This window comes from Cupriavidus sp. FW305-26 (assembly GCF_058787975.1).
The window spans coordinates 40,937-65,542 of sequence record NZ_JBYTAH010000043.1 but is presented as its reverse complement, the minus strand read 5'-3'; the positions used below and the strand labels follow the sequence as shown (position 1 = coordinate 65,542).

General features: G+C 64.0%; 27 protein-coding genes and 1 pseudogene. 19 read left to right on the top strand and 9 right to left on the bottom strand.

The features are described 5' to 3' along the window. Positions 1-232: 232 nt before the first annotated feature. Positions 233-538, top strand: a pseudogene (locus AC3WQZ_RS22185) (LysR substrate-binding domain-containing protein); the annotation flags it as partial. 58 nt (positions 539-596) lie between these two features. Here AC3WQZ_RS22185 and senA read toward each other — a convergent pair. Beyond that, positions 597-1,799: a selenoneine synthase SenA gene (gene senA / locus AC3WQZ_RS22180; protein ID WP_439669637.1), complete on the bottom strand. Its 1,203-nt coding sequence runs from the start codon at positions 1,797-1,799 to the stop codon at positions 597-599. Between senA and senB the strand changes: the two genes are divergently transcribed. The 6 genes from senB to phnE are packed head-to-tail and all read left to right on the top strand — an operon-like array spanning position 1,798 to position 7,161. Then, positions 1,798-2,793: a selenoneine biosynthesis selenosugar synthase SenB gene (gene senB / locus AC3WQZ_RS22175; protein WP_010812634.1), complete on the top strand. Its 996-nt coding sequence runs from the start codon at positions 1,798-1,800 to the stop codon at positions 2,791-2,793. The two genes, senA and senB, sit on opposite strands and share 2 nt — an antisense overlap. After that, positions 2,790-3,863, top strand: a complete 1,074-nt coding sequence (gene selD / locus AC3WQZ_RS22170) for a selenide, water dikinase SelD (protein ID WP_210401237.1) — start codon at positions 2,790-2,792, stop codon at positions 3,861-3,863. Before senB ends, selD begins: the two co-directional genes overlap by 4 nt. Then, positions 3,847-4,698, top strand: a complete 852-nt coding sequence (locus tag AC3WQZ_RS22165) for a putative selenate ABC transporter substrate-binding protein (RefSeq protein ID WP_037025643.1) — start codon at positions 3,847-3,849, stop codon at positions 4,696-4,698. The genes selD and AC3WQZ_RS22165 overlap by 17 nt, the downstream gene beginning before the upstream one ends. Before the next feature lie 10 nt (positions 4,699-4,708). Further along, on the top strand, positions 4,709-5,551 hold the full coding sequence (locus AC3WQZ_RS22160) for a phosphonate ABC transporter ATP-binding protein (protein ID WP_439669635.1): 843 nt from the start codon (positions 4,709-4,711) through the stop codon (positions 5,549-5,551). Then, positions 5,548-6,369: a PhnE/PtxC family ABC transporter permease gene (locus tag AC3WQZ_RS22155; RefSeq protein WP_010812638.1), complete on the top strand. Its 822-nt coding sequence runs from the start codon at positions 5,548-5,550 to the stop codon at positions 6,367-6,369. The genes AC3WQZ_RS22160 and AC3WQZ_RS22155 overlap by 4 nt, the downstream gene beginning before the upstream one ends. Before the next feature lie 3 nt (positions 6,370-6,372). After that, a complete protein-coding gene (gene phnE / locus AC3WQZ_RS22150; RefSeq protein ID WP_231881478.1) occupies positions 6,373-7,161 on the top strand; it encodes a phosphonate ABC transporter, permease protein PhnE in 789 nt (262 codons plus the stop codon). Here phnE and AC3WQZ_RS22145 read toward each other — a convergent pair. Next, on the bottom strand, positions 7,136-7,270 hold the full coding sequence (locus AC3WQZ_RS22145; RefSeq protein WP_492301262.1) for a hypothetical protein: 135 nt from the start codon (positions 7,268-7,270) through the stop codon (positions 7,136-7,138). The genes phnE and AC3WQZ_RS22145 overlap by 26 nt on opposite strands. On the opposite strand from AC3WQZ_RS22145, the gene AC3WQZ_RS22140 reads away from it, so the two are divergent. Next, a complete protein-coding gene (locus AC3WQZ_RS22140; RefSeq protein WP_255266289.1) occupies positions 7,208-7,336 on the top strand; it encodes a hypothetical protein in 129 nt (42 codons plus the stop codon). The two genes, AC3WQZ_RS22145 and AC3WQZ_RS22140, sit on opposite strands and share 63 nt — an antisense overlap. A gap of 115 nt (positions 7,337-7,451) precedes the next feature. Further along, positions 7,452-7,916 (top strand): YaiI/YqxD family protein, encoded by a 465-nt coding sequence (locus tag AC3WQZ_RS22135; protein ID WP_439669633.1) that lies wholly within the window; start codon positions 7,452-7,454, stop codon positions 7,914-7,916. 249 nt (positions 7,917-8,165) lie between these two features. Here the strand turns inward: AC3WQZ_RS22135 and AC3WQZ_RS22130 are convergent, their stop codons facing one another. After that, entirely contained in the window at positions 8,166-8,501 is a 336-nt protein-coding gene (locus AC3WQZ_RS22130) for a hypothetical protein (RefSeq protein ID WP_041687924.1), read from the bottom strand. A gap of 46 nt (positions 8,502-8,547) precedes the next feature. Continuing rightward, on the bottom strand, positions 8,548-8,847 hold the full coding sequence (locus AC3WQZ_RS22125) for a hypothetical protein (RefSeq protein ID WP_041687922.1): 300 nt from the start codon (positions 8,845-8,847) through the stop codon (positions 8,548-8,550). 185 nt (positions 8,848-9,032) lie between these two features. Here AC3WQZ_RS22125 and AC3WQZ_RS22120 point away from each other — a divergent pair, with 185 nt between their 5' ends. The 3 genes from AC3WQZ_RS22120 to AC3WQZ_RS22110 all read left to right on the top strand — a co-directional run bounded on the left by AC3WQZ_RS22120 (position 9,033) and on the right by AC3WQZ_RS22110 (position 12,042). Continuing rightward, positions 9,033-10,616: an MFS transporter gene (locus AC3WQZ_RS22120; RefSeq protein WP_492301261.1), complete on the top strand. Its 1,584-nt coding sequence runs from the start codon at positions 9,033-9,035 to the stop codon at positions 10,614-10,616. A gap of 167 nt (positions 10,617-10,783) precedes the next feature. Then, positions 10,784-11,662, top strand: coding sequence for an alpha/beta hydrolase (locus AC3WQZ_RS22115; protein ID WP_439669631.1), 879 nt, complete (start codon positions 10,784-10,786; stop codon positions 11,660-11,662). Further along, positions 11,659-12,042: a RidA family protein gene (locus AC3WQZ_RS22110; RefSeq protein WP_439669630.1), complete on the top strand. Its 384-nt coding sequence runs from the start codon at positions 11,659-11,661 to the stop codon at positions 12,040-12,042. Before AC3WQZ_RS22115 ends, AC3WQZ_RS22110 begins: the two co-directional genes overlap by 4 nt. 8 nt (positions 12,043-12,050) lie before the next feature. Here the strand turns inward: AC3WQZ_RS22110 and AC3WQZ_RS22105 are convergent, their stop codons facing one another. Next, on the bottom strand, positions 12,051-12,767 hold the full coding sequence (locus AC3WQZ_RS22105) for an FCD domain-containing protein (protein ID WP_011616464.1): 717 nt from the start codon (positions 12,765-12,767) through the stop codon (positions 12,051-12,053). A 359-nt stretch (positions 12,768-13,126) separates the two neighbouring features. On the opposite strand from AC3WQZ_RS22105, the gene AC3WQZ_RS22100 reads away from it, so the two are divergent. From AC3WQZ_RS22100 to AC3WQZ_RS22090, 3 genes are all read left to right on the top strand, one after another. Continuing rightward, a complete protein-coding gene (locus AC3WQZ_RS22100) occupies positions 13,127-14,116 on the top strand; it encodes a Bug family tripartite tricarboxylate transporter substrate binding protein (RefSeq protein ID WP_011616463.1) in 990 nt (329 codons plus the stop codon). A gap of 9 nt (positions 14,117-14,125) precedes the next feature. Further along, positions 14,126-15,085 carry an NAD-dependent epimerase/dehydratase family protein gene (locus AC3WQZ_RS22095; protein WP_439669629.1) on the top strand — a complete coding sequence of 320 codons (960 nt, stop codon included), beginning with the start codon at positions 14,126-14,128 and terminating at the stop codon, positions 15,083-15,085. A 146-nt stretch (positions 15,086-15,231) separates the two neighbouring features. Further along, positions 15,232-16,314, top strand: a complete 1,083-nt coding sequence (locus AC3WQZ_RS22090; protein ID WP_161940229.1) for a porin — start codon at positions 15,232-15,234, stop codon at positions 16,312-16,314. 330 nt (positions 16,315-16,644) lie between these two features. Here AC3WQZ_RS22090 and AC3WQZ_RS22085 read toward each other — a convergent pair whose 3' ends face one another. Together AC3WQZ_RS22085 and ilvD are read right to left on the bottom strand one after the other, a co-directional pair. Continuing rightward, positions 16,645-17,076, bottom strand: coding sequence for a hypothetical protein (locus tag AC3WQZ_RS22085; RefSeq protein ID WP_037025644.1), 432 nt, complete (start codon positions 17,074-17,076; stop codon positions 16,645-16,647). 234 nt (positions 17,077-17,310) lie between these two features. Further along, the gene (ilvD, locus tag AC3WQZ_RS22080; RefSeq protein WP_058698286.1) at positions 17,311-19,170 is read right to left on the bottom strand and encodes a dihydroxy-acid dehydratase; all 1,860 of its coding nucleotides are present in this window, start codon (positions 19,168-19,170) and stop codon (positions 17,311-17,313) included. A gap of 224 nt (positions 19,171-19,394) precedes the next feature. On the opposite strand from ilvD, the gene AC3WQZ_RS22075 reads away from it, so the two are divergent. Both AC3WQZ_RS22075 and AC3WQZ_RS22070 read left to right on the top strand, forming a co-directional pair. Further along, on the top strand, positions 19,395-19,730 hold the full coding sequence (locus AC3WQZ_RS22075) for a DUF3175 domain-containing protein (protein ID WP_492301256.1): 336 nt from the start codon (positions 19,395-19,397) through the stop codon (positions 19,728-19,730). Between the two features lie 85 nt (positions 19,731-19,815). Beyond that, positions 19,816-20,838 (top strand): class I fructose-bisphosphate aldolase, encoded by a 1,023-nt coding sequence (locus AC3WQZ_RS22070; protein ID WP_010812651.1) that lies wholly within the window; start codon positions 19,816-19,818, stop codon positions 20,836-20,838. 309 nt (positions 20,839-21,147) lie between these two features. On the opposite strand, the gene AC3WQZ_RS22065 is transcribed toward AC3WQZ_RS22070, so the two are convergent. Together AC3WQZ_RS22065 and AC3WQZ_RS22060 are read right to left on the bottom strand one after the other, a co-directional pair. Continuing rightward, positions 21,148-21,603, bottom strand: coding sequence for a carboxymuconolactone decarboxylase family protein (locus AC3WQZ_RS22065; RefSeq protein ID WP_058698285.1), 456 nt, complete (start codon positions 21,601-21,603; stop codon positions 21,148-21,150). Positions 21,604-21,612: 9 nt separating this feature from the next. Beyond that, positions 21,613-22,029, bottom strand: a complete 417-nt coding sequence (locus tag AC3WQZ_RS22060; RefSeq protein ID WP_010812653.1) for a cupin domain-containing protein — start codon at positions 22,027-22,029, stop codon at positions 21,613-21,615. Positions 22,030-22,116: 87 nt separating this feature from the next. Between AC3WQZ_RS22060 and pdxR the strand changes: the two genes are divergently transcribed. Both pdxR and AC3WQZ_RS22050 read left to right on the top strand, forming a co-directional pair. Then, on the top strand, positions 22,117-23,529 hold the full coding sequence (gene pdxR, locus AC3WQZ_RS22055; RefSeq protein WP_492294404.1) for a MocR-like pyridoxine biosynthesis transcription factor PdxR: 1,413 nt from the start codon (positions 22,117-22,119) through the stop codon (positions 23,527-23,529). A 471-nt stretch (positions 23,530-24,000) separates the two neighbouring features. Then, complete coding sequence (locus AC3WQZ_RS22050; protein WP_492301255.1) at positions 24,001-24,519, top strand: DUF1697 domain-containing protein; 519 nt, start codon at positions 24,001-24,003, stop codon at positions 24,517-24,519. The last annotated feature ends 87 nt before the right edge of the window (positions 24,520-24,606 follow it).

The window sequence follows — 24,606 nt, the reverse complement described above, 5'->3', positions numbered from 1 at the left end:
CCCGTCTCCCCCGCCCCCTCCGCAAGCTGCGATACCCAGGCAGCAGGCGATGAAGAATCGGCAAAGCGAGGATCGAAGTGCTTCGGACATGGCGCGCTCCTGTCACGGCTCGGGCACAGCCTGCCATGCAAGAACCGATCCACGGCCCTGGCACAAGTCCCGCCGGGCCTTTCCGGCGGCTGGCGTGCCTCGCCCTTGTAAAAGATACCTCATGCGCGCGGCATCGGCGATGCATGCGGGCTTGTCCGTCTGGGACTTCGAGCGCCGTGGCCGTCAGTTGAAGGTGCGCGACGACGGCCAGGCCGTTTTCAACAGCACGCCCCATATCGTGATGGCCGCGCTTGAGGGGCTGGGCGTCGCCTTCCTCCCGGAAGAGGAATTTGCACCCCACATCGAGGAAGGTCGGCTGGTACGCGTGCTGGAAGACTGGTGCCCTCCGTTTGCGGGCTACCACCTGTACTACCCCAGCCGCCAGGCATCGCCAGCCTTTTCGCTGGTGGTGAATGCACTTCGCGTTGGTGGGTCGGCCCGCCGCTAGGGTGGTCAGGGCGGTGTCAGCCGCATCGTTGATATCACCGTGAAGACGCCCTCCTTCCTCAACCGCAGCAGCGGAATCCGACGAAGAGGTCGCTGCGGTGCGGCAGGTAGAAGTTCCGGTAGCGAGGATGCTGCATGCGGGCATGGGTGGCGAACGATCCGCCGCGAACCGAGCGATGCGTGTGAAACCAGGGGGCGGAATATTCCTGGTAGGGATCGGGCGAGAACCCTGCATAGGGCACGAAAGGATCAGCCGTCCATTCCCACACGGCGCTACCCCAGCGGATCAGGTCATGCGTTGCCGCATACTCCCATTCGGCTTCCGTGGGCAAGCGCTTGCCGGCCCAGCGGCAATAGGCTTCCGCCTCGTGGGCATTGATATGACACACCGGCTGTTCGGGCGGCAGCGGCACCCACTGCCCGAACCAGCGCAACGCCCATTGCCCCGCGGTGCCGCCGGCTGTCCGGCGCCAGCGCACCGGATGCGCCAGCCTGCTCTGTTGCAGCCATGCGCGTCCGTCGTCTGACCACCATTGATGGTCGCGGTAGCCGCCGGCGGCCACGAATTCCGCAAATGCGGCATTGCTGACGCAAGTGCGATCGATGTGGAAAGGGGCGATGTGGACCGGGTGGGACCACTTCTCGTTGTCGAAGACGAACCCGTCGCCCCCGATGGGCGACCCCATTGCGAACGTGTCGCCGCCTGCGGCTGCCGAGCCGGCGCCCGGCGCAATGGAAGGCATGCCGAGCGGGGCATGCAGCGGATAATCGAGCGTCTGGCGCATATAGGTCAGCGCCTCCGCATGCATGTCTTCGTGGAACAAGGCGAGCCGGAAGAAATAGAGCGCAGCGTCGGTATCGTCCGACGTGGCGAGCCTGCCGCGAACGTGCTCCAGCACGGCGGCTGCGTAGTCGCGAATCTCGGAGAGCCGGGGCAGCGCAAGATGCCATCGGTCCCGGTGGGCGACGCGCATGGAATCGAAGAGGCGGTCGGCGTCCGGCAGCATGGACGGGAGGCTGGCCACCCAGCAGCCGTCCTCGCCGGCACGTGGCTCCCGCAGCACCCATTGCTCCGTGAACCAGGCGATATGGGCATACTCCCACAAGGGCGGATTGATTCCCGCGTCATAAGGAACCTGCCATTGGGACGGCGACAGCTCCTCAAGCACGGCCCAGGTGCGCCGGTGCGCATCGGCAAACGCCGCATCCAGCTCGAACTTGTTTATCCTTCTTGCTGCCGCCCCCTCAGAACCTGTCATCATGCGTCCTCCCAAGGCCACCGTCGCGATTATCAGTCCAGCGCTGCGCAAAGCCAACAATGGCAACTGGCAAACCGCCAATCGCTGGGCCCGGTTCCTGCAGGGGGACTACGATGTCACGCTGGCCGCTGAATGGTCGACGGCCAGCCAGGGCGGCGCCCTGCCCGACTGCCTGATCGCCCTGCACGCCCGGCGCTCGGCCGAGTCCATCGCCAGGTTTGCCGAGGCTTGTCCGGATCGTCCGCTGATCGTCGTGCTGACCGGCACCGATCTGTACCGCGACATCCGCACCGATGCATCGGCCCAGCGCTCGCTCGAACTCGCCACCCACCTGGTGGTGCTGCAGGACGAAGGGTTGGCCGAACTGGCGGCCGCGCATCGCGCCCGGTGCCGGGTGATCTACCAGTCTGCCCCGGCATGCGCGCCCGCGGCGCCCCGCCAGAATCACTTCGACGTCGTGCTGGTCGGCCACATGCGGGCGGAAAAAGACCCGCTGACGCCCATGCGCGCGCTCTCGCTGCTTCCCGACGATTCGCGCGTGCGCCTGATCCACATCGGCGGCGCGCTGGATGACGCCTATCGGCAGGAGGCCCTGGCGCTGGAAGCACGAGCCTGGCCCGGCGTGCGGCGCTATGTCTGGCTCGGAAACCTGCCCCATGACGAAACCCTGCAGCACATCCGGAAAGCACAGGCCATGGTGATCTCCAGCGCCATGGAAGGCGGCGCCAACGTGATCATCGAGGCCGTCGCCAGTGGCGTGCCGGTGCTGGCCAGCCGCATCCCGGGCAACGTCGGCATGCTGGGCCGTGACTACGAAGGCTATTTTCCGTTGGGTGACGCCGCGCAATTGGCGCTGGTGCTGGAACGCACCAGCCGGGATGCCGGGTTCCTGGACCGCCTGCGGCAGCAATGCGCAATTCGCGCGCCGCTGTTCGCGCCGGCGCGGGAACGGGCGGAAGTGAGTAAACTTGTCGCCGACGCCTTGAAACCAGAATGACTCGGAGCCCCGCAGTGGACCAGCCAGACAACGCAAAGATCAAGCTCACCGCCTTTTCCCACGGCGGCGGGTGTGGGTGCAAGATTGCCCCCGGTGTGCTTTCTGAAATCCTCAGGAATTCGGTCGGCTTCCCTGCTCCGGCAGCCCTGCTGGTCGGCAAGGAAACCAGCGACGACGCGGCGGTCTACCAGCTCAATGACAGCCAGGCCCTGATCGCCACCACGGACTTCTTCATGCCGGTGGTGGACGATCCGTACGATTTCGGGCGTATCGCCGCCACCAACGCCATCTCCGACGTCTATGCCATGGGCGGAACCCCGATCATGGCGCTGGCGCTGGTCGGCATGCCCATCGAGAAGCTGCCGCCTGAGGTCATCGGCAAGATCCTCGAAGGCGGCGAATCGATCTGCGCCCAGGCGGGCATCCCGGTCGCGGGCGGCCACACCATCGATTCCCTTGAGCCGATCTACGGGCTGGTGGTCCTTGGTCTGGTGCACCCGAACCGGGTCAAGAAGAACAGCGGCGCCAAGGCGGGCGACAAGCTGATCCTCGGCAAGCCGTTGGGCGTGGGCGTGTTGTCCGCCGCGGTGAAGAAGGACAAGCTCGACGCAGCCGGCTATCAGGAACTGATTGCCTGCACCACCAAACTCAACACGCCCGGCCGACTGCTGGCCGAAGTGCCGGCTGTCCACGCGCTGACCGACGTGACCGGCTTCGGCCTGCTCGGCCACCTGCTGGAGCTGTGTCGTGGCGCGGGCGTCGGCGCGCGGCTGGACATGGCGCGGATTCCACTGCTGCCGCGGGTCGAGCGCATGGCCGCCGAAGGGCTGGTGACCGGCGCATCGGGGCGCAACTGGGTCAGCTACGGCAGCGAGGTGGACCTGTCCACGTCGGTCGCGCCAAGCCAGCAGGCACTGCTGACCGATCCCCAGACCAGCGGCGGCTTGCTGGTGTCGTGCGCACCGGAAGCCGTGGACGAGGTCCTGGAGATCTTTAACCGGGAAGGCTTCGCAGACGCTGCCGTGATCGGAGAAATGACGCAAGGAGCCGCCCGTGTTGCCGTTGCTTAAGCGCCTTGCCGCGCTGACCCTGCTGGGCTTTGCCGGCCTCGCCAGTGCCCAGGCTGTCCTGAAGGTCTCGGCCATTCCCGACGAGTCCCCCACCGAACTGCAGCGCAAGTTCGCGCCGCTCGGCAACTACCTGGAGAAGGAAACCGGCATGAAGGTGAAGTTCGTGCCCGTCACGGACTACGCTGCGGTGGTCGAAGCGCTGGCCACCGGCAAGATCGACATGGCGTGGCTGGGCGGCTTTACCTATGTGCAGAGCAAGATCCGGACGAAGGGAGCCACCATCCCCATCGTCCAGCGCCAGGAAGATGCCGCCTTCACCAGCAAGTTCATCACCGCCGACAGCGCGATCAAGTCACTGGCCGACCTCAAAGGCCACACCTTCGTCTTCGGCGCGCCGTCCTCTACCTCCGGCCACCTGATGCCACGGCACTTCCTGCTGCAGGCGGGCATCGACCCGGACAAGGACTTCAAGACGCTCGCCTATTCGGGCGCCCACGATGCGACGGTGGCTTTCGTGCAGGCCGGCAGGGCCGACGCCGGCGTGCTCAATGCCTCGGTGTGGGACAAGCTGGTGGAGCAGCGCAAGGTGGATCCCGCCAAGGTCAGGGTATTTGCTGTCACACCGCCCTATTACGACTACAACTGGACCGTGCGCGGCGGGCTCGATCCGGCCTTGCGCAAGAAGCTGACCGAAGCATTCCTGCGGCTGGACCCGGCCAATCCCGAGCAGCGCGAGATCATGGCATTGCAGCGGACCGCCAGGTACATTCCCACCCGGCCCGAAAACTACGACGGCATCGAGGCCGCAGCCCGGGCCGCGGGCCTGATCCAGTGATGCCGGTCTGATGAGCTTCCGCCTGGACGCCGCCAGCGTCAGTTACGCCAACGGACAGCGTGCGCTCAGCCAGATCACGTTGGCGGCCAGCCGCGGCGAGCCCATCGCCGTCATCGGTCCGTCCGGAGCCGGCAAGACCTCCTTGCTGCGCTTGCTGGCAACGTCGCTGCGGCCAAGCGAGGGCCGTGTGGAGGTGCTGGAGCAAAGCCCCTGGGCGGTATCCGCCGCACGCCTGCAGCAGTTGCGCTGCCGCATCGGCATGGTGCACCAGGCGCCGCCGATGCCGCCGCGCCAGCGCGTGGTCACGGCCATCCTTGCCGGCCGCCTGGGCATCTGGCCCGCCTGGAAATCCTTTCTGTCGCTGGTCTATCCGGCAGACATCGATGGTGCCGGCGAACAGCTCGCCCGCCTTGAGCTGGCCGACCGCCTGTTCGACCGGTGCGACCAGCTCTCGGGCGGTCAGCTGCAGCGCGTGGGCGTCGCCCGCGTGCTTTACCAGCGCCCGGAATTGATCCTGGCGGACGAACCGGTCTCGGCAATGGACCCGGTGCTGGCCAACCTCACCCTGGGCGAGCTGCGCAGGGAAGCGGATACACGCGCGGTGCCCCTGGTCGCCAGCCTGCACGCAGTGGATCTGGCGCTGCGCTGGTTTCCCCGCATCGTCGGCCTGAAGGCGGGCGAGATCGCCTTCGACCTGCCGGCCGAGCGCGTCACCGACGCGCTGCTGCGCGAACTCTATGCCTCCGAAAGCGCATCGCCACCGGTACAGGGCAGCCAGGCCCTGACGAGCATCGCGGCAGGTGCGAGCGCCGCCATCGGTGGCGACACCCAACCCAGGCCGGCGTGCCGATGACCGCCCACCCGCGCGATCCCCAGGCGCTGCGGCGCGCCAGCGGCCTGGTGCTCGCGCTGCTTCTGCTGTGGCCATTGTTGCAGCTGTCCCGGTTCAGCCCTTCAGCCTTGTTCGACACCGGAAACCTCAAGGTGATGGGCGCCTTCGTGCGCAACTTCCTCCCCCCCGAGGTTTCGCCCGGATTCCTCGGGCTTGTGGTCAACGCCACGCTGGAAACGCTGGCGATCGCCACCGCGGGCATTGCGCTCGCCTTTGTGATCGCAACACCTCTGGCCGTGGCCTTGACGGGCAGCCTGTCGGTGTCGCGCATCGGCCCCGGCCGGGGACGCAAGCCGCGCATGGCGGTGCGCGCTGGCGTGCGCGCCCTGGTGCTGCTGCTGCGCGGGGTGCCGGAGTTGGTGTGGGCACTGGTCTTCGTGCGCGCCCTCGGCCTGGGGGCGGCGGCGGGCGTGCTCGCCCTGGCCATCACCTATGGCGGCATGCTGGCAAAGGTCTATGCGGAAATCCTCGAATCCAGCGACAAACGCGCCGTGGATGCCCTGCTTGGCAGCGGCAGCGGGCGCCTGGCGGCACTGTTCTATGGGCTGCTTCCCCATGCCTCGCAGGAGCTGGTCTCGTACACCGTCTACCGCTGGGAATGTGCCATCCGGGCTTCCGTGGTCATGGGCTTCGTTGGCGCCGGCGGACTTGGGCAGTTGATGGACCAGGCCATGAAACTGCTCAACGGCGGGGAAGCCGCGACCATCCTGCTAGTGTTCCTGCTGCTGGTCCTGCTGGCGGACGCGCTCAGCGCGCACCTGCGCAAGCTGCTCGACTGAATCATGGCGCACAAGGTCAAGGCCGCTCAATTCTGCATGCGCTGCCTGCTCACCCTGATCGCGGTGGCCGCCGCGGTTTCGGGCAGCTTCGCGTATCTGTCGCTCGATCTGGGCCAGCTTTTTTCCGCGGACGCTGCAGCCGAGATGGCGCGCTTCCTGCTGACGTTCTTCCCGCCGCAGCTGTCACCCGCTTTTTTGGCCAGAACCGCTGGCAGCATGCTCGAAACGCTCGCGGTTTCCGCGGTGGGTACGCTGTGTGCGGCGGTGCTGGGTTTTGGCCTGGCACTACCGGCTTCCGGGCTCTACGGCGATGCGCTGCGCGCCTTGTCGCGCTTGCTACTGAACCTGTTGCGCTCGATCCCCGAGCTGGTATGGGCTGCCCTGACCGTACTCGCAGTCGGCCTTGGACCGTTTGCCGGCACCCTCGCCCTGGCACTGCATACCGCGGGCGTGCTCGGTCGCCTGTTCGCCGAGGCGCTGGAGAATGCGCCGCGCGCACCCGCCCGCGCGCTGATGGAAGGGGGCACTCCTGCCGCGCTGGTCTTCATGTACGGGACGCTGCCCTGCGTATGGCCCCAGTTTCTGGCCTACATCCTGTACCGCTGGGAAACGAATATCCGCGTGGCGGCAATCCTTGGCTTTGTCGGCGCCGGCGGGCTTGGGCAGATGTTGTATTTCGAGCTGTCCCTGTTCCATCTGCCCCAGGCTTGCACGGTGATCATCGCCATGCTTGCCCTGGCGGCCGTGGTCGACACGGCCAGCGCGATCATGAGGGGTGGCCGGCATTCGTGAAGCGGCGCCGGCGAGGCTTGCGGGTACATCCTGCCAACAGGTGGACGTGATCGTCCTCTCCATCGATTTCCACAATGTCCGCCTCTACTTCGGTGCAGACGTTGGCCAGGATTCCGCGCAAGTCGTCGATGATTTCTTTGGCGAACACCTCACGACGGTGCGGCGCGGGAAGTAAAGGCGAAGGTGCGTTCGGGCCGGCTACCGCCGGACCAGGGGTTGGCCGAATAACAAACGAACGGGACGCGCAGGCAGTAAGATGAGCGTTCCCTCCCCCCATTGGAAGTATCGCGATGCAAGTACTGGTTGACGCAGACGCCTGCCCGGTTGTCGTCAAGGAAATGTTGTATCGGGCCGCACAACGTGTCGAAGTGTGCGTCACGCTGGTTGCCAACCAGTACATGCGCACGCCGCCTTCGCGCTTCATCAAGTCACTGCAAGTGCCTGCGGGCTTCGACGTCGCCGATGACCGTATCGTCGAGTTGGTCAGCAGCGGGGACCTCGTCATTACGGCGGACATCGTTCTTGCCGCCGCCGCCCTTGACAAGGGCGCCTATGTGCTCGACCCGCGAGGAAGCTGGTTTAGCCGTGAGAATATCCAGGAGCGCCTGACGATGCGCGAGGTGCTGGAACAACTCCGCAGCTCGGGCGTGGATACCGGCGGACCGGCACCGTACGCCCCGCAGGATAGCAAGGCGTTCGCTGGCCAATTGGACCGCTTCCTGGCACGCCATGCGCCGCCAGGTGCCGTCGCCTGAGGCGTGCTGGCCATCGCAACGCAGTAGTGGGCCGGCCTTGGGGTTCAAGGCGGCAACATCGGGCGGCAGTTTCGCGGAGGGCATCCGGCCGGTACCGGCTGAACGATTCCATCAAGCTGTTGCATCGACCGGTTGAATCTGCAATCGGAAACGGCCGTCGACCGGAATCGCTGGCTGGTGGGGATTGTTAAGCAATGCGTCAACGAAAAGACGCTCTGTTGCCAGCAAAGCGTCTCGCGTTCGCCAGAGTCAAGATGCCGCCGACTGCAAAAGCTCCTCGACGCCAGGCTGCTCTTTCGTCCGGCTTTGACTAGTTTTGTTGACGTAGCCCTCCGGAGCGCACTCGCCTGGCATAACGCCTTGGTTGCGAAGATGGGCCGCGACCATCTCGCACCATTTGAGCAACTGGTGCTTATCAAGATCCGCGACCACGTCTTCACCGAATAGATTCGAAAGCTCAAGCGCGACTCCTGAAAATGCGGCGCCGTCATCTCGAATGGTCAATACCCCGTCGCCATCCTGGTCGCACATCTCAATCCTTGTGGCAGACATATCCATTACCTCCTGAAGCTTCGTAACCGTCATATCAAGCGCTCCCTGCCTTGTCGGTCGCTTGGCCAGCGTATCTATGCTAGAAGATCGACTTCCCTCCCACCAAGGGGAGTAACGGGCCCAACCGCCCGACCTGGAATCCCGCGTGCGCGGCCTGATTCGCGACAGCTACGCCGACTTCGGCCCAATGCTGGCCTGCGAGACCCTGCGCGAGCGGCACGACATCAAGATTTCGCCAGTCTTCGTATGCCGGATCATAGACATTCCCGCCGGTTGCACGGCTGATGCTTTTGGGTGGGCGCAGCTTCCAGGACACCCGGAAGCCGGTGTCGAACAGCAAGTCTGGAGCGAACCGGTGCAGATCGATGGCAGCGATCACGCCTGGTTCCATGCGCTAGATGAGGCGGACCGCGCAACTGATGGGCGCCGCGACCGCTCGCACGCACGCACGCACCCGTCCCAACCGTATCGGCGGTCCCGCACGCACTCCCACTACTATGCTAGTCACCATCGACCGGCACGGGAGCGAGCTTGGCCAACCCGGATCTTCCCGATAGCGACCAAATGATCGCGCACGTCATCGCTGCACAAGCAAGCCCGTGCGACGAACTCGTCATCCGCACGCAGCCCACCGCAGTCGACCGCCCGTGCCGGCGCAAGCGTCTAGCACTCGCCGCGACGATCCTCGGCTCAAGCATGGCGTTCATCGACGGCTCCGTCGTCAATGTCGCGCTACCCGCCATTCAGAGCGAACTCGGCGCGAGCGTCGCGGCAATGCAGTGGATCGTTAACGCCTACCTGCTCTTTCTCGGGTCCCTCGTGCTGGTGGGCGGATCGATGGGCGACAAGCTCGGCCGCCGCACGGTATTCATTGCGGGCATCGGGGTCTTCACGCTGGCGTCGGCCGCTTGCGGGTTCGCGCCGGACGCGAATTCGCTGATCGCCGCGCGCGCAGTGCAGGGCATTGGTGCAGCACTCTTCGTACCCAGCAGTCTCGCGATCATCGGCGCCGTGTACGAAGGCGAAGCGCGCGGACGGGCAATCGGCACCTGGGCGGCCGTCGGGGCGATCACGTCGGCGGCGGCGCCGGTGGCGGGCGGCTGGCTCGTCGACGTGTTGTCGTGGCGCGCGATATTCTTCCTCAACGTCCCGCTTGCAGCGGTGACGATCGCGCTCGCGATTTTGTCGGTGCCGAACAGCCACAAGCTCGATGCGCCTCGACAGTTGGACTGGCCCGGCGCGCTTAGCGTCGCAGCGGGGCTGGCTGCCCTCACCTATGGTCTGACCGAGGCGTCTGGGCGCGGTTTCGCAGATCCGCTTGTACTGTGCGCGATCGGCGCCGGCGCGCTCGTGCTGGTCGCATTCGTGATGATCGAAGCGAACAGCCGTCACCCCATGATGCCGCTCGACGTGTTCCGCTCACGCGATTTCACCGGCGCCAACCTCGTCACACTGCTGCTCTACTTCGGCCTGAGCGGCGCACTGTTCTTCCTGCCGTTCACGCTGATCCGCGCACATGCCTACACCGCAACCGAAGCGGGCGCGGCGCTGCTGCCGGTGCCGGTCATCATCGGCTTGTTGTCGCGCTTCACCGGCGGCCTGACGAGCCGCTTCGGTTCGCGGATCCTGTTGAGCGCTGGCCCGGGTATCGCGGGAATCGGATTCGTGATGCTGGCGTTGCCATTCGTGGGCGGCAGCTATTGGGCCGGATTTTTCCCTGCGCTCACCGTGCTCGGGCTTGGCATGACGATCACCGTCGCGCCACTCACGACGATTGTGATGGGCTCGGTGCCGGCTGACCACGCAGGCGTTGCATCCGGCATCAACAATGCGGTTGCACGTATGGCGAGTCTGCTGGCAGTTGCGGTGCTCGGCATCGTGTTCGTGTGGTCGCACCAGGCGGCGCTGTCGGCGCGGCTCGATGAACTGGGCGTTCCCAGGGACGCACGCCGGACCGGGCAGTTGCTGGAGCCGGGCGCGCAAGCCGGGGCGGCAGCGGGCGACGCCCATTTGCCGACCCAGCCACCCGTGGCGCTGGCGGAAGCCGAAGCTATCACTGAAGCGCTGCGCGCGGTTGCGCTGGTGTCCGCCGTGTGCGCGTTCGCCGGAGCGGGTCTCGCGGTAGCGACCATCCAACCCCGCAGGTGATATGCGTCGTGTCGCCGGAGGCGTCCGTTGCCTATCCGGCACGGACATTGCTCCTTTAATTTATAAATTGTTCTCTTGCAAACATGAATAATTGAGATGTATATTTTGCAAACTGCCAGGAGCGGCGCAAGCCGGTGGCTCGCACTTGATATGGAAGCAAAGTGAAAATGTCAGACCAGTTCGCAACTGAACCAGAGCCATCTCAGCCACCGCTGTCGTCCGCGGCCGCAGTGGCGTATGAACGTACCGTTCTTGACTGGGCCGAACACCTGCCGGAAAGCGTCGTCGCTGTGCGCAACCTCACCTACGGTACCGACCAGCGGCAGCGGTTCGACGTGTTTACGGCACGAGGGTTGCGCGACGCGCCTGTCCTGATCTTCTGGCATGGTGGGGGCTGGACGAATGGCTACAAGGAATACGCCTCGTTCCTTGCGCCTATGGTGATAAGCCTTGGCATGGTGCTGGTGGCGCCCACGTATCGGCTGGCACCGGCCCACAGGTTGCCCGCAGCGTTTGACGACGCGGCGTTGCTCCTGGCCAGCGTGCAGAAAAGCATTGCCACCTGGGGCGGCTCACCCTCTCACCTCTATCTTTCCGGCCATTCGGCAGGCGGCGGTATTGCGGCCATGGCGGCGATGCGAAAACCACAACTGCGCGCGGTGGGTATTGACCAGCAGGCCATTCGCGGTTGCCTGCCCATCAGTGGCATCATGAACCTGCACCACCCGAACCCGGCGCCCGGGAGTCTTGAGGAGCGGGTGTACACCGCATTGCTCGACTCGCAGGAACTGGATGCGGCAATGAGTCCGCTGACGTGGTCTGCCGGCAATACCGTTCCGATGGTGCTCAGCTACGGCGAACATGACAGCGAGCGCGTGATCCGCTCCAATCTCACCCTGTACGCCATGCTGAGGATGCAGCCGGCTCCCGTTGATTGCTACATGCACGCGGGCGAGGATCATTTCCGCACGCATACTGCGCTTTCGGACCCTTCCCACCCTTGGTATGCGCGGCTCGCGCAACTCGTCAAGGAGACCTCACAGTGAAGCAAGTCATTGAGACTGGCTTGCCCACTCCGGCACAGCCATTTTCCTGGGCGACCCAGGCCGCAGGTCTGCTGTTCACTGCGCACGGTCCAGTCCGTCCTGACGGGTCGGTGGATACCGGCGATATCGCCCGGCAGGCCCGCCTGACGTTTGAGAACCTGAAGTTAGCGACCGAAGCAGCGGGCGCGGACCTGAACGATGTGGTGCAGGTGCTGATCACCCTGTTGGAAGCCGATCACGTGCCGGTAGTCGATGCGGTCTACGGAGAGTTCTTCGCCCCGCCTTATCCAAACCGCTCGACGGTGATCGCCAAGGCCTTGGTAGTGCCAGGCATGCGCATCGAAATCGTGGCCTATGTCGCGCTGCCCGACAAGCCCTGAAATTGGGGCTAGTCGGCAAAGCGCTTGCTGAGGACTTCGGCGGTGCGCATCAGGTGGTGCCGCAGCAGCGCGGAGGCTTTCTCCGTGTCGCGCGCGAGCACCGCCTCCATGAGATCCAGGTGTTCCTTCAACACATCGTCGGCCAGTTCCTTGCTCGAGCGCGGGTAGGCCAGGCGAATTCGACGATACCGCTCAGAATGGTCGACCAGTTGTTCGTCGATGCGCAGTAGCCACTTCGACGTAGCCGCTGCAACCAGCGCGAGGTGAAAGCGCCGGTGAGCCGTTTCCCACAGTTCCACTGCCACCGTGTCCGATGCATCGGTCGGGAGCCGCGCCCTGGTCAGCTTGTAATAGGCGGCCATGATGTTCGCGCCCCAGTCATCGTCGCCATGCTCAATGGCATCGGCCAGCAGGAGCAGTTCGATCGAGGTGCGCGCATGCATCAGATCGAGCAGATCACTCCTGGAGAGCTTGGTCACGCTGAAGCCCCTTTGGCCCTCATTGCTGACCAGTCCTTCGCCGCAGAGAAGCATCAGGGCCTCGCGGATCGGGCTCACGCCGAGTTCGTAGCGTTCCTGCAATGCCTGCAGGCGAAGCTTTTCCCCAGGGGCCAGGCTGCCCGCGATGATGTCTGCGCGCAGCAGTTGATACGCCTTCTCGGAAATGGTCTGGGTCGGCGCCGGCTCTGCGTGCTGCAGCCTGCGCGGCAAATCGGAAGTCCGCATGATTTGTTGTTGGATGGATGAGCGGCAAGGGCTGGCCGGCATCTATAGGACACTGGCAATTTCATAAATTTACCTCCAACAACGAAATTTTGCACTATCCGGGGACCAGAGCAGGTGCTGCCGGGACCCGTCGGATTACCGATTCAGGCCCGAATTTCGCCCGTCTGCAGCCGATACAGGCCAGTTCCGCGCTCCTCGCCCACGCAGGGTAAACTCCACCTTTTATTCAATAGATATAAATTTATAATTTTTAATGAGTATTCAATGAGACGCCGTTTCATATATGAACAATGCGCGGTGAGCGCCGGATCTGCTGTGAGGCCCGGCGGGCCGCAATGCACCTAGAGGAGTTGGATCACATGAAGAAATCCGCGAGACGCCGGGCATTGGTTGCCCTGACAGCTATTGCCACCCTACTTGCGACGGGCGGGGCCACTGCGCAGGGCAGCTATCCAACCAAGCCGGTCACGCTTCTCGTGGCCTATCCAGCCGGCGGCGATACAGATGTGCTGGCACGCCTCTTTGCCGAGAAGCTGACTGCTCGGCTTGGGCAACCTGTCGTGGTGGAGAACCGCACCGGCGCCGGCGGCACCATTGGCACGGCGTACGTGGCAAAGGCTGCGCCGGATGGCTATACGCTGCTGTTCGCCCCGAACACAATCTCGATCTCTCCGCACGTGCTGCGGCCCGGCACGGGTGCCTCCTACGACCCGCGCAAGGATCTGACGCCGATCACGCTACTCGGCACGCAGTCGCTGTTCGTTGTGGTCAACAAGGCCGCCGGTGTCACCCGGATTGAAGACTTCGTCACGCATGCTAAAGCCGGTACGCTGAAAACCTATGGCAGTCCGGGCAACGGATCGCCAATGCACATACTGGCGGAACTGTTCAACAAATCGGCCGGCATCAAGCTCACGCAGATCCCCTACCGCGGCAGCGCCCCCGCGGTGGTCGACTTGCTGGGCGGGCAGGTGCCGATGATGTACTCCACGCTTGGGCCGGTGTCCCAGTACTTCCCGTCGGGCAAGCTGATTCCGCTGGCCGTCGCGGACAAGAAGCGCTCGCCTTTCGCGCCGAACGTGCCGTCCCTGGCCGAGCTTGGCTACAAGGATGTCGAGGTTGGTGCCTGGCAGGCCGTGGTGGGCCCGAAGGGCATGTCCCCGGAACTGGTTCTGACGCTGAACAAGCACTTCAACGACATCCTGAAAATGCCGGACGTCGTCGCCCGGATGGCAACGGTTGCCGTGACTCCGCAGGGCAGCGACCCAGCCGCCCTTGGCAAGCTGATCGCTGCCGACTACGAGCGCTATGGCCGGATCGTCAAGGAATTCGGCATTCAGGCCGACTGAGGAGCAGCCATGACGATATTAGTCACCGGTGCCGGCCTGATCGGCCGTCTGACCGCCGCGCAGTTGCTGGCCCGGGGAGAACCTGTGCTGCTCGCCGACGTCAGGCGGCCCGATTCCGCTGAACTGGGCGCGCTGCCGCTGGCATTGTGCGATGTGACCGACTACGACGCATTGTCCCGCCTGGTGGACGAGCATGGGGTCACCGCTATCGTCCATACGGCGGCCTTGCTTTCCACTGCCATTCGCAAGGATCCACTCGCCGGCATCCGGGTCAATACGATGGGAACGGCAAACGTTCTTGAGCTGGCACGCCAGCGTAAGCTCTCGCGTGTCGTGATTGCCAGCTCGACCACCGTCATGTACTCAGCCTTCCCGTCCCTGCCTGCCACACCGATCGCCGAGGATTTCCCGTTGCGGGTCCTCAGCGAACGGCCTGGCAGCATCTATGCGGCCACCAAGCTGGCTGGCGAGCATCTCGCGCTCGCCTACGCCTCGCTCTATGACGTCGATGCGGTCGTGCTGCGCTACGGCGCTGTGCTCGGCGCCGGACGGGACGCGGTCACCAGTGTGCCGGGCCGGCTACTGGCCACACTGCTCGAAGCCGGACGCACCGGAGTGCCTGCAAGGCTAGACGATCCGATCCTGTTGTGGAACGGCCGTGAGGAATTCATCGATGCCCGGGACTGCGCTATCGCCAACATCGCTGCACTGACCGCACCGGCACCGCGTCAACGCGTGTACAACATCGCTACCGGCGAATGGTTCTCGGTTGAAGCGTTCATCGATGTCGTGCGCCAATGTTATCCGGCGCTGCAGACCACCGATCTCAGGCTGCCCGAGGGCGGCTTTGCCGGATTTCCGCATGTGCGACCGGCGTCGTCCGACGTCAGTGCCGCTCACCGCGAAATCGGCTTCAGGGCCTCCTATTCGCTACTAGAGACCACGCGGCACTTCGCTGCAATGCTGTAGATCCGCGCCGCCGCACCCGGCAGGACCCCAACCAGGAGCAGGCTCACAGTCCACCAGGCTGACTGGCGCCCTCGTGCGCGCCACGCAAAAATTTAGATATTTCATACATATTTGCATATTTTAAAAAATTTAGAATGAGAACCGATATGGGAATGAAGCGGGCGATGTTGGCAAGATGCGTGCTCGGCGCGGCAGTGGCATTCGGCGCAGGTGGGCACTCGATATATGCCGCGGCGCAGTCGTCCAGCGTGAATCTGTATGGCGTAGCGGACGTCGGGCTGGTACACGAAAACGGCGCGGCAGCCGGTTCGGTAACAAAGGTCACGAGCGGCATGATGTCAGGCTCGCGCGTTGGCATGCGCGGACGCGAAGAACTAGGCGGGGGCACGGCAGCGTTCTTTACGCTGGAAGCCGGCATCCTGATGGATACTGGCGCATCAGGTCAAGGTGGCTTACTGTTCGGCAGGCAGGCCTACGTCGGACTCGACGCATCGCCGGGCCGTATCACGATGGGGCGGCAATATACAACGCTGGCGCTGGCACAAGTGGAGTTCGATCCGTTTGTGACTGGCCTGGCCGGCACGTCTGCAAACCTGATTTCAGCCGGCGGTCGAGGCGGCAGCAACCGTGTCGACAATGCCCTTAAATACAACCTGCCGGGCACACTCGGCGGCCTCGATGGCGAACTGTCCTACAGCTTTGGCGAAGTGCCCGGCAGTGCGGCCACCAACAGCCAGTTTGGCGCGTCACTTGGCTATTCGGGGGGGAGCTTCATGGGACGCGTCGCCTACGCGGACGCCCATGACGCCAACGGCCCTGGCAAGAATGCACGGGAAGTGTTCTTCGGCGCCAAGTACGACTTCGGGCTCGCGACGGGTTACCTCAACTACGTGATCAACCGAGGCGCCATCATACCGGGCACGCCCAACTTCAAATCGGAAGACGTGCTGGTCGGGGCTTCGATTCCGGTCGGCGCCGGGCGGGTCGTGACCTCGTACATCTACAAGAACGATCGGACCGACGCCGACAACGATGCCCATCAGTTTGCGATCGGCTACGTACATAACCTCTCCAAGCGGACCAGGCTCTATACGTCTTACGCCCACATCTGGAATCGCGCGGCGAACACGGCCAAGTCCGGCTTCTACCGCGTATGGAATGCCAATGATGTCGGCAACCCGCTCGCCGGCAACTCTGCTTTCAACGTTGGTATCAACCACACTTTCTGACCTCTCTGCCGCCTACCGTCCGGTGGAGTCGTGCCCACCGGCCTTCTTGCCCGATGCCAGCAAATGCTCGCATCGGGCCTTTCTCATAGGCAGGCACCAGATTTAAGAGCACAGGCAATCGTGCGAAGTACGCACCGCTGGGCGCCATTGATTTTTCGGAAAACGCAGTCTGACGAATTCCGGTTCCCCACGAATCGCGCGATGTTGCGCAGCGCGTCTTATCAGGCAGTCTGGCCGCGGCGGGAAGTGGCCCTTGACCAAGGGCAGATAGTCAGCTCCTGCAGGCGGATCGGATTAACCGTCCGTTTCAAGACCCATGGAATGACCGGATCACCCACGCATCCGCAACAGATCAGCGTAAGAAACCAGCTTGCGTTTCTCGTTAGCAAGCGTCTTTCGTTTGGACGCCGAGCGGGTTGGTTGGCCGCGCTCGAACTTGGCGGCGGCGCGTGCGTCCTCCCGCGCGTAGGCCCGCGCGGTCCTGGCTTCCGCCTTCAGGCGTTCAGCCTCCAGCCGCGCAGCAGTGCGTTCCTCTCGGGCAACATCTTGCACGGCCGACATGATTTCGGCTCTTAGCAGATCGCGCCTTTGCCTGGCAGCGGCACGGGCAGCCTGCAATTGCTCTTTCCTCTGCCGCAGCCAGTCTTTCCCGTTGACCGGCGCAGGCCTGGCCTCTGGCGGCACGCTCAGGCGTAAAGCCCTGCTGGTTGAAACTCTCTCAGTCGGCGGCGCGCGCCGCGCATCCTGCTTCGCATCACTCACGCTGCATCACTCTCCCAGCACCACATAGCTGCGGCCCATGCGTCACTGGTTGAAGTCCGTAAACTCATGCCAGCAACCTTACCATAGGACTGCATCTCGGGCCTGGAGCGTCCAGCCTCCTTTTACTTGGCGGCATGAATCGCTTAGACACGCGGGCCTTCTTATAAGAACCAAAAAAAAAGCCGCTCCAAAGAGCGGCCTTATCGGCAAACGAAGCAAAGCTTCGCCCCGGGATCAGTCATCCAGCAACGACAAGTCCCGCACAGCCCCCTTGTCCGCCGACATCACCAGCTTGGCGTAAGCCTTCAGCGCAGCAGACACCTTGCGCGGACGCGCCTTGGCCGGCTTCCACCCCCTGGCGTTCTGCTCTTCGCGGCGGCTCGCCAGTTCCTCGTCGGACAGCAGCACGTTGATGGTGCGGTTGGGAATGTCGATGCGGATCTTGTCGCCGTCGCGCACCAGGCCGATGGCGCCGCCGGCCGCAGCTTCGGGCGAGCAGTGGCCGATGGACAAACCCGAGGTGCCGCCGGAGAAGCGGCCGTCGGTCAGCAGCGCGCAGGCCTTGCCCAGGCCCTTGGACTTGATGTAGCTGGTCGGGTAGAGCATCTCCTGCATGCCGGGGCCGCCCTTGGGGCCTTCGTAGCGCACGATCACCACGTCACCGGCCTTGACCTTGTCGTTGAGGATGTTCTCCACCGCCTCGTCCTGCGACTCGGTGACGTGGGCCGTGCCTTCGAACACGAGGATGCTCTCGTCCACGCCGGCGGTCTTCACCACGCAGCCGTCGAGCGCGATATTGCCCGTCAGCACCGCCAGGCCGCCTTCCTTGGAGAAGGCGTGCTCGTAGGAGCGGATGCAGCCCTCGGCGCGGTCCAGGTCCAGGCTGGGCCAGCGCGTGTTCTGGCTGAACGCCACCTGGGTGGGAACACCCGCCGGGCCGGCCAGGTAGAAGTTCCTGACGGCTTCGTCCCGGGTCCGGCTGATGTCCCACCGCTCCAGCGCGTCCCTGAGCGTGGGGGCATGCACCGTGGGCACATCAGTGTGCAGCTTGCCGGCGCGCTCCAGCTCGCCCAGGATGGCCATGATGCCCCCTGCGCGGTGCACGTCTTCGATGTGGTACTTGTTGGTGTTGGGCGCCACCTTGCACAGCTGCGGCACCACGCGCGAGAGGCGGTCGATATCGGTCATGCTGAAGTCGATGTCGGCCTCGCGCGCGATCGCCAGCAGGTGCAGGATGGTGTTGGTGGAACCGCCCATGGCAATGTCCAGCGTCATGGCGTTCTCGAACGCCTTGAAGCCTACCGAGCGCGGCAGGATGCGCTCGTCTTCCTGCTCGTAGTACTGGCGCGCCAGTTCCACGATGCGGCTGCCCGCGCGCTTGAACAGCTGCTCGCGGTCGGCGTGGGTGGCCACCACGGTGCCGTTGCCGGGCAGCGACAGGCCCAGCGCCTCGGTCAGGCAGTTCATGGAGTTGGCGGTGAACATGCCCGAGCACGAACCGCAGGTGGGGCAGGCGGAGCGCTCCACCTCGGCCACGTCGGCGTCGGAATAGGCGCTGTCGGCGGCGATCACCATGGCGTCCACGAGGTCGAGCTTCTTGAACTCCATGGCCTTGGTGACGGGGTTGGCCAGGCGCGTCTTGCCGGCTTCCATCGGGCCGCCGGAGACGAAGATCACCGGGATGTTGAGCCGCATTGCGGCCATCAGCATGCCCGGGGTGATCTTGTCGCAGTTGGAGATGCACACCATGGCGTCGGCGCAGTGCGCGTTGACCATGTACTCCACCGAGTCCGCGATGATGTCGCGGCTGGGCAGCGAATACAGCATGCCGTCGTGGCCCATGGCGATGCCGTCATCGACCGCAATGGTGTTGAACTCCTTGGCCACGCCGCCCGCGGCCTCGATCTCGCGCGCGACCAGCTGGCCCAGGTCCTTCAGGTGCACGTGCCCGGGCACGAACTGGGTGAAGGAATTGACCACCGCGACGATGGGCTTGGAAAAATCTTCGTCTTTCATGCCGGTGGCGCGCCACAGCGAGCGCGCCCCCGCCATGTTGCGGCCGGCGGTGGAGGTTTTGGAACGGTATGTGGGCATTTTTATTGCTGAAGAAATATCGCAGAAAGGAAGCGGGCCACAGGAATAAGGACCCTTGCACGCCCGTGCGAACAACCTCTTGAGCTGCGCCCTGGGCAAAGGGGCAATTATCCCACACCGCCCGGGCCGTCTTGCCACCACGCGCCGGTCCCCCTGCCCCCCCCGGGACGGCGAGAAGTTGCCTAGGCTAGACGGATCCCGATAAAGCTATGGGAGGACCGGAAATGGCTGCCGCGAAATCCACCCGCCGGCCGGCAAAGGGCCGCGCCAAAGCTGGCGCCAGCAAGGGGCGGCGCTGGTCGCAGCAGGTAACAGAGCACAGCAACGCGCTGGACCTCGAACCGCACATCTTCGCCTCGGACAACCCCGAGGAAATTGCCGCCTCGCTCAAGCGTTCCGCCGTGAGCAGCCGGCGCCGCAAGGGCACGGCGTTCCAGTCGGCGATGTCGATGCTCAATTTCTACATCAATCGTGCCGGCCGCCATCTGCCCAGGGCGCGTCGCGCCACGCTGGAAAAGGCCAAGGGCAAGCTGCGCGAAGCGTTCGGGCGGCCACCTTAGGCAGGCGCTACGTGCCCCACCTGGCTTGCGCGACGGCGTTTTCGCGCCAATGCTTGTTCCTATGTCACCTGCACGGAGCCTGATCATGGACAGAAAAAGCGAACTGCAAGCCACCGTGGACGCCCTGGTACAAGCGGGCAAAGGGTTGCTGGCAGCCGACGAGAGCGGGCCGACCATCGCCAAGCGGTTCGAACGCATCGGCGTGGAGTCGAGCGAGGAAAACCGCCGCGCGTGGCGCAACCTGCTCTTGTCGAGCCCAGGCCTTGGCGAGTTCATCAGCGGCGTGATCCTGTACGAGGAAACCCTGGGCCAGCGCGCCGACGATGGCACGCCGCTGCCGGAACTGGCGGCGCGCCAGGGCATCGTGCCCGGTATCAAGGTGGACAAGGGCAAGATCGCGCTCGCCCTGGCACCCGGGGACGAGGTCACCGAGGGTCTCGACGGGCTGGCCAAGCGGCTTGCCGGCTATCGCCAGCAGGGCGCGCGCTTTGCCAAGTGGCGTGCGGTCTACAACGTGTCGGACAAGTTGCCGGGCTGGGCTGCCGTCCAGGCCAATGCGGAAGCGCTGGCACGCTATGCCGCGATCTGCCAGGAAGCAGGCATGGTACCCATCGTCGAGCCCGAGGTGCTGATGGACGGCGCGCACTCAATGGCGCGTTGCGCCGAGGTCACCGAGGCCGTGCTGCATGCAGTCTTTCATGCCTTGCACCGGCATGCGGTGGTGCTCGAGCACATGCTGCTGAAGCCGAGCATGGTGCTGCCCGGCAAGGAGGCCGGGCACGCGGCCCCGGCCGAGGTCGCCATGCAGACCGTGCAGGTGCTCAGGCGCACGGTGCCGGCGGCGGTGCCGGGCATCTTCTTCCTGTCCGGCGGCCAGACGCCCACCGAGGCCACCGTCAATCTGGACGCCATGAACCGGCTTGCCCCGCTGCCCTGGCGATTGTCCTTCTCCTACGGGCGCGCCTTGCAGGAGCCACCCCTGCTCGCCTGGCGCGGCGACGCCGCCAACGCCGCGCAAGCGCAACGGGTGCTGCTGCAGCGCTCACGGCTGAATGCCATGGCCTGCCTGGGTCAATACGACGAGGCGCAGGAGAACGCCGCAGGCTGAGCTTGCCGATGCGCCTGCGCTCCTTCGGCGCAGGCGCGCAGCCCCGCAGCAAATTCCGCATACGCCAGTGCCCGCGATCCTGGCTCGCCTCAGCAACTGGATACTGATGTGGACAGGCCGGCCGACCGGTACCGGCCCAGTTCCGGTCAGTCGGTGCGTGAACTACGGGCGCCCCGTTCGGAAAGGAAGCGGACCTCTGAATGGAAAGCTGCGAAGCGCAACTCGGGGGCTACGTGCCCCCAAAAGGGAAACGCCCCTAAAGGCGCGCTTCTCAACAGACTTCACCCGGCACCCGAGGGACAACAAGCATCAGTCTTTAGCGGCCAGTGCGGACTCGGGGGCGCGCCGGAAGCTGATGGCGAGCCGGTTATAGGCGTTCATCAGGCTGATAGCCATCGTGAGGTCAGCGAGCTCTTTCTCGTTGAACGCCGCGGTCGCGACTTGGAATTCCTCCTCGGGCACGTGTGTGTCCGCCACCAGGGTGACCGACTCGGCCCATGCGAGTGCGGCCTTTTCGCGGTGAGTGAACAACGGCCCCGCTTCGCGCCAGGCTTGCACGAGCGCAAGCTTCTCGGGCGTAGCGCCCTTCTTGATCAGGTCACGGGTATGCATGTCCAGGCAATAAGCGCACGCGTTGATCTGGCTCACGCGCAGATAGACCAGCTCGACGAGGACGTCTTCGAGGCCCGACTGCATGACATAGCCGTACACGCCGCCAAATGCCTTCACACCGCCTGGCGATGCTTTGGTGTAATCCAGTCTCATTTCAAACTCCTACTTGTCGTTGATCGTCAGTTCCTTGTCGTCTGAATCGACGACAAACACGGCGAGCAGTTTTGCCGGCTTGGTCTTGCTCGCATTGCGGCTCACCGGATGGCGTGCGCCTGGCTCCTCGAAGAAGCTCTCACCAGCCTTGTATACGCGTTCCGGCTCGTCGTTCACCTTGCTGGCGACGCTGCCCGAGACGACGTATGCATAGATGAATGACGACTTGGCATGGGTATGAGGATGCGAAGCGCCTCCGGGCGGATAAAGGACCTCCACGGCGATGAGCGACTTGCCCGGGATGTTGGGAATCGCCCGGGAGAAATTCGGCTTGACCGTATCGCCAACGGTGTGTGCAGCGGCAGCCCCGGTGAAGGCGATGCTCGTAGCCGCGACAAGAGAGCGAAGAATGCGCTGAAGTTTCATGTTTATCTCCTGTGAGGCTAGAATCATGCTCTCCCGGAGGTTCATAAAAAAGAACCAAAAGTTCAATTTCCTGATGTACCAGAGGCTATGAGACTCCTGGATCTGAAGCTTGACCGCGCGTCGAAAACTTCACTGGCGGAGCAGATTCGGCTCGGCATTACCGGCGCCATTGAGAACGGGGTACTCGTTCCCGGTGCCAGACTGCCGTCCTGGGTAGATCTTGCCGCACAACTCGGGGTTGCCCGAGGCACCGTCAAGACTGCATATGAGCGGCTGGCCGACGCACAACTGGTCGTTTCATCGCGCGCTTGGGGGACCAGAGTCTCTGAGCATGCTGCCGTCGCGAGCCCGATCACGGAGCGTGCGCGTTCCATCGAGTCTGATCTGCGATCCGAGCTGTACCAGCATTTCCTGCCCGGACCTGCGGTCTTTCAAATGGGCGTGCCGGCATCGGACTGCTTCCCGGCTACATTGTTTTCGCGGCTGCGAGCCCGTGCGGCACGCGACGAAGTCGAAGCGCCTGCAGCGTATCCGGACCCAAGAGGCGAACATGAACTCCGACGAGAGATCGCAGCGCATCTGGCCCTGGCACGCGGCATTGAATGCCAGCCCTCACAGATTTTCATTACGGCGGGATGCTCAGGGGCGCTCGGTGTGGCGCTGCGAGTGATTCAGGCCGAAGGCCGGAAGGCATGGGTCGAGAACCCGGGATTTTTTCCCAGCCGCAGGGCATTGGAAATTTCCCGGCTCGCAACGGTTCCCATCCCGGTAAACGAAGAAGGCATTGATGTCAGCTACGGTGAAACGCACGCACCAGATGCCGCGGTGGCTTTGGTCACCGCGGGCCAACAAGCGCCTCTGGGTCCTACCTTGTCGCTCGCTCGTCGGGTGCAGATCCTCGACTGGGCGACACGCGCGGATGCCTGGATCATCGAAGACGATTACCTGGGCGAACTCCAGCTGACACGCCGCGCGGCTCCCGCATTGGCGTCACTCGATCGTGCGGGGCGGGTGATTCATATCGGGTCCTTCAGCAAGACCATCAGTCCGACGCTGCGGCTTGGATTTGTCGTGGTGCCGGCCTCCCTGGTAGCCCGATTCGATGAAGCCGTGGCCTGCCTTGCTTCAGCGCCCGGACCGGCAGTGCAAATGGCAACTGCTGAATTCATGCGGGATGGGCACTATATCCGACACTTGCGTCGGATGAAGCGCATCTATGCAGGCCGAAGCCATGCACTGCTGGCTGCGCTGAGGTCCAGGGGATTCCAGGCCTATCCGGCCGGACTTGCCGTGGTGATGAGGCTTCCCGATGGCGCCGACGACAAGACGATCGCTCGGGAAGCCTATGCCTACGGCCTTGCGCCCGCCCCGTTGTCGGGGTGGTATTGCTCGGCGTCTACGCAGCGATCGGGACTGCTCCTTGGTGTTGCGACAGCGATTGAACAGCAGCTGCCGGCTGCCTGTGATCGCTTGCAACACCTGATCAGCAAGTTCTCCTAGCGCAAAGGCACTGACAGCACATGGGAAGGGTGGTACACGAATTCTTCAGCTTTTTGGTGCTTTTTTAAGTCCCAGGACCAGAAAAAATGGCGTTCACCGAATCGGAACGGGGCGTCACTCCGCTCCGCTGTGTCGTCGACTTTGCGCTGCGCTGCCAGCCTGCGCAGCTCAATGGAGAAAAGCCATGAAGATTTTCGTTGCAGGCGCAACTCGCGCCATCGGACTGCCGCTCGTGCGGGTACTTCGCGCACTGAACCATGAAGTACCCGGCTCGAGAGTCCGTAACTGCGCGCTAGCAGGTCGTTTCGCCATCTCCTGTGAGATTGTTAATTCTCCCCTTTTCATAGCGGCCATGCGCTGACACGTGGGTGGGCTGAACCGCTGGCCGGCACTGGTCTATCATTGACCAGCCTGTTTACCGTTGACCGCGAGCGAGCTGTGTGGCGGTTTGCCAGCAATCACGAGATAGCCATGTCCCGATACGTTGCCTTTCTTCGCGGCGTCAGCCCGATGAACGCCCGGATGCCCGAACTCAAGCGCTGCTTCGAGGCGGCGGGCTTCTCCGAAGTGAAAACCCTGCTCTCCAGCGGCAACATCGTGTTCAACGCGCGATCGTCGTCACTGGCCAGCCTGGAGCAACGCGCCGAGAAGGCGATGCAGTCTGAACTGGGCCACAGCTTCGACACCTTCGTCCGGCCGTCCCGCTATCTCCAGGACCTCATCGACTCGGACCCTTTCGCCGAGCTCAGCCTTGCACCTTCGGCCAAGCGGGTTGTCACCTTTCTCCGCAACCCGGTGCCACCAGACGTGGAGCTGCCCATCGAGCGCGACGGCGCAAGCATCGTCAAGGCCAATGCCACGGAGGTCTTCAGCGCCTACGTGCCCGATCCGAAGAAAGTCCCGGTGTTCATGCGCCTGCTCGAACGCTCGTTCGGGAAGGGCATCACCACTCGCACGCTCGATACCGTCGTCAAGTGTGCCAAGGCATAGGCTTCATGCGTAAGGCGGTCGCCCGAACACTCGCACCGAGTGGCTGAAACGGGCCGAACGACCTCATTCATCCACGCTGCCCGGGTT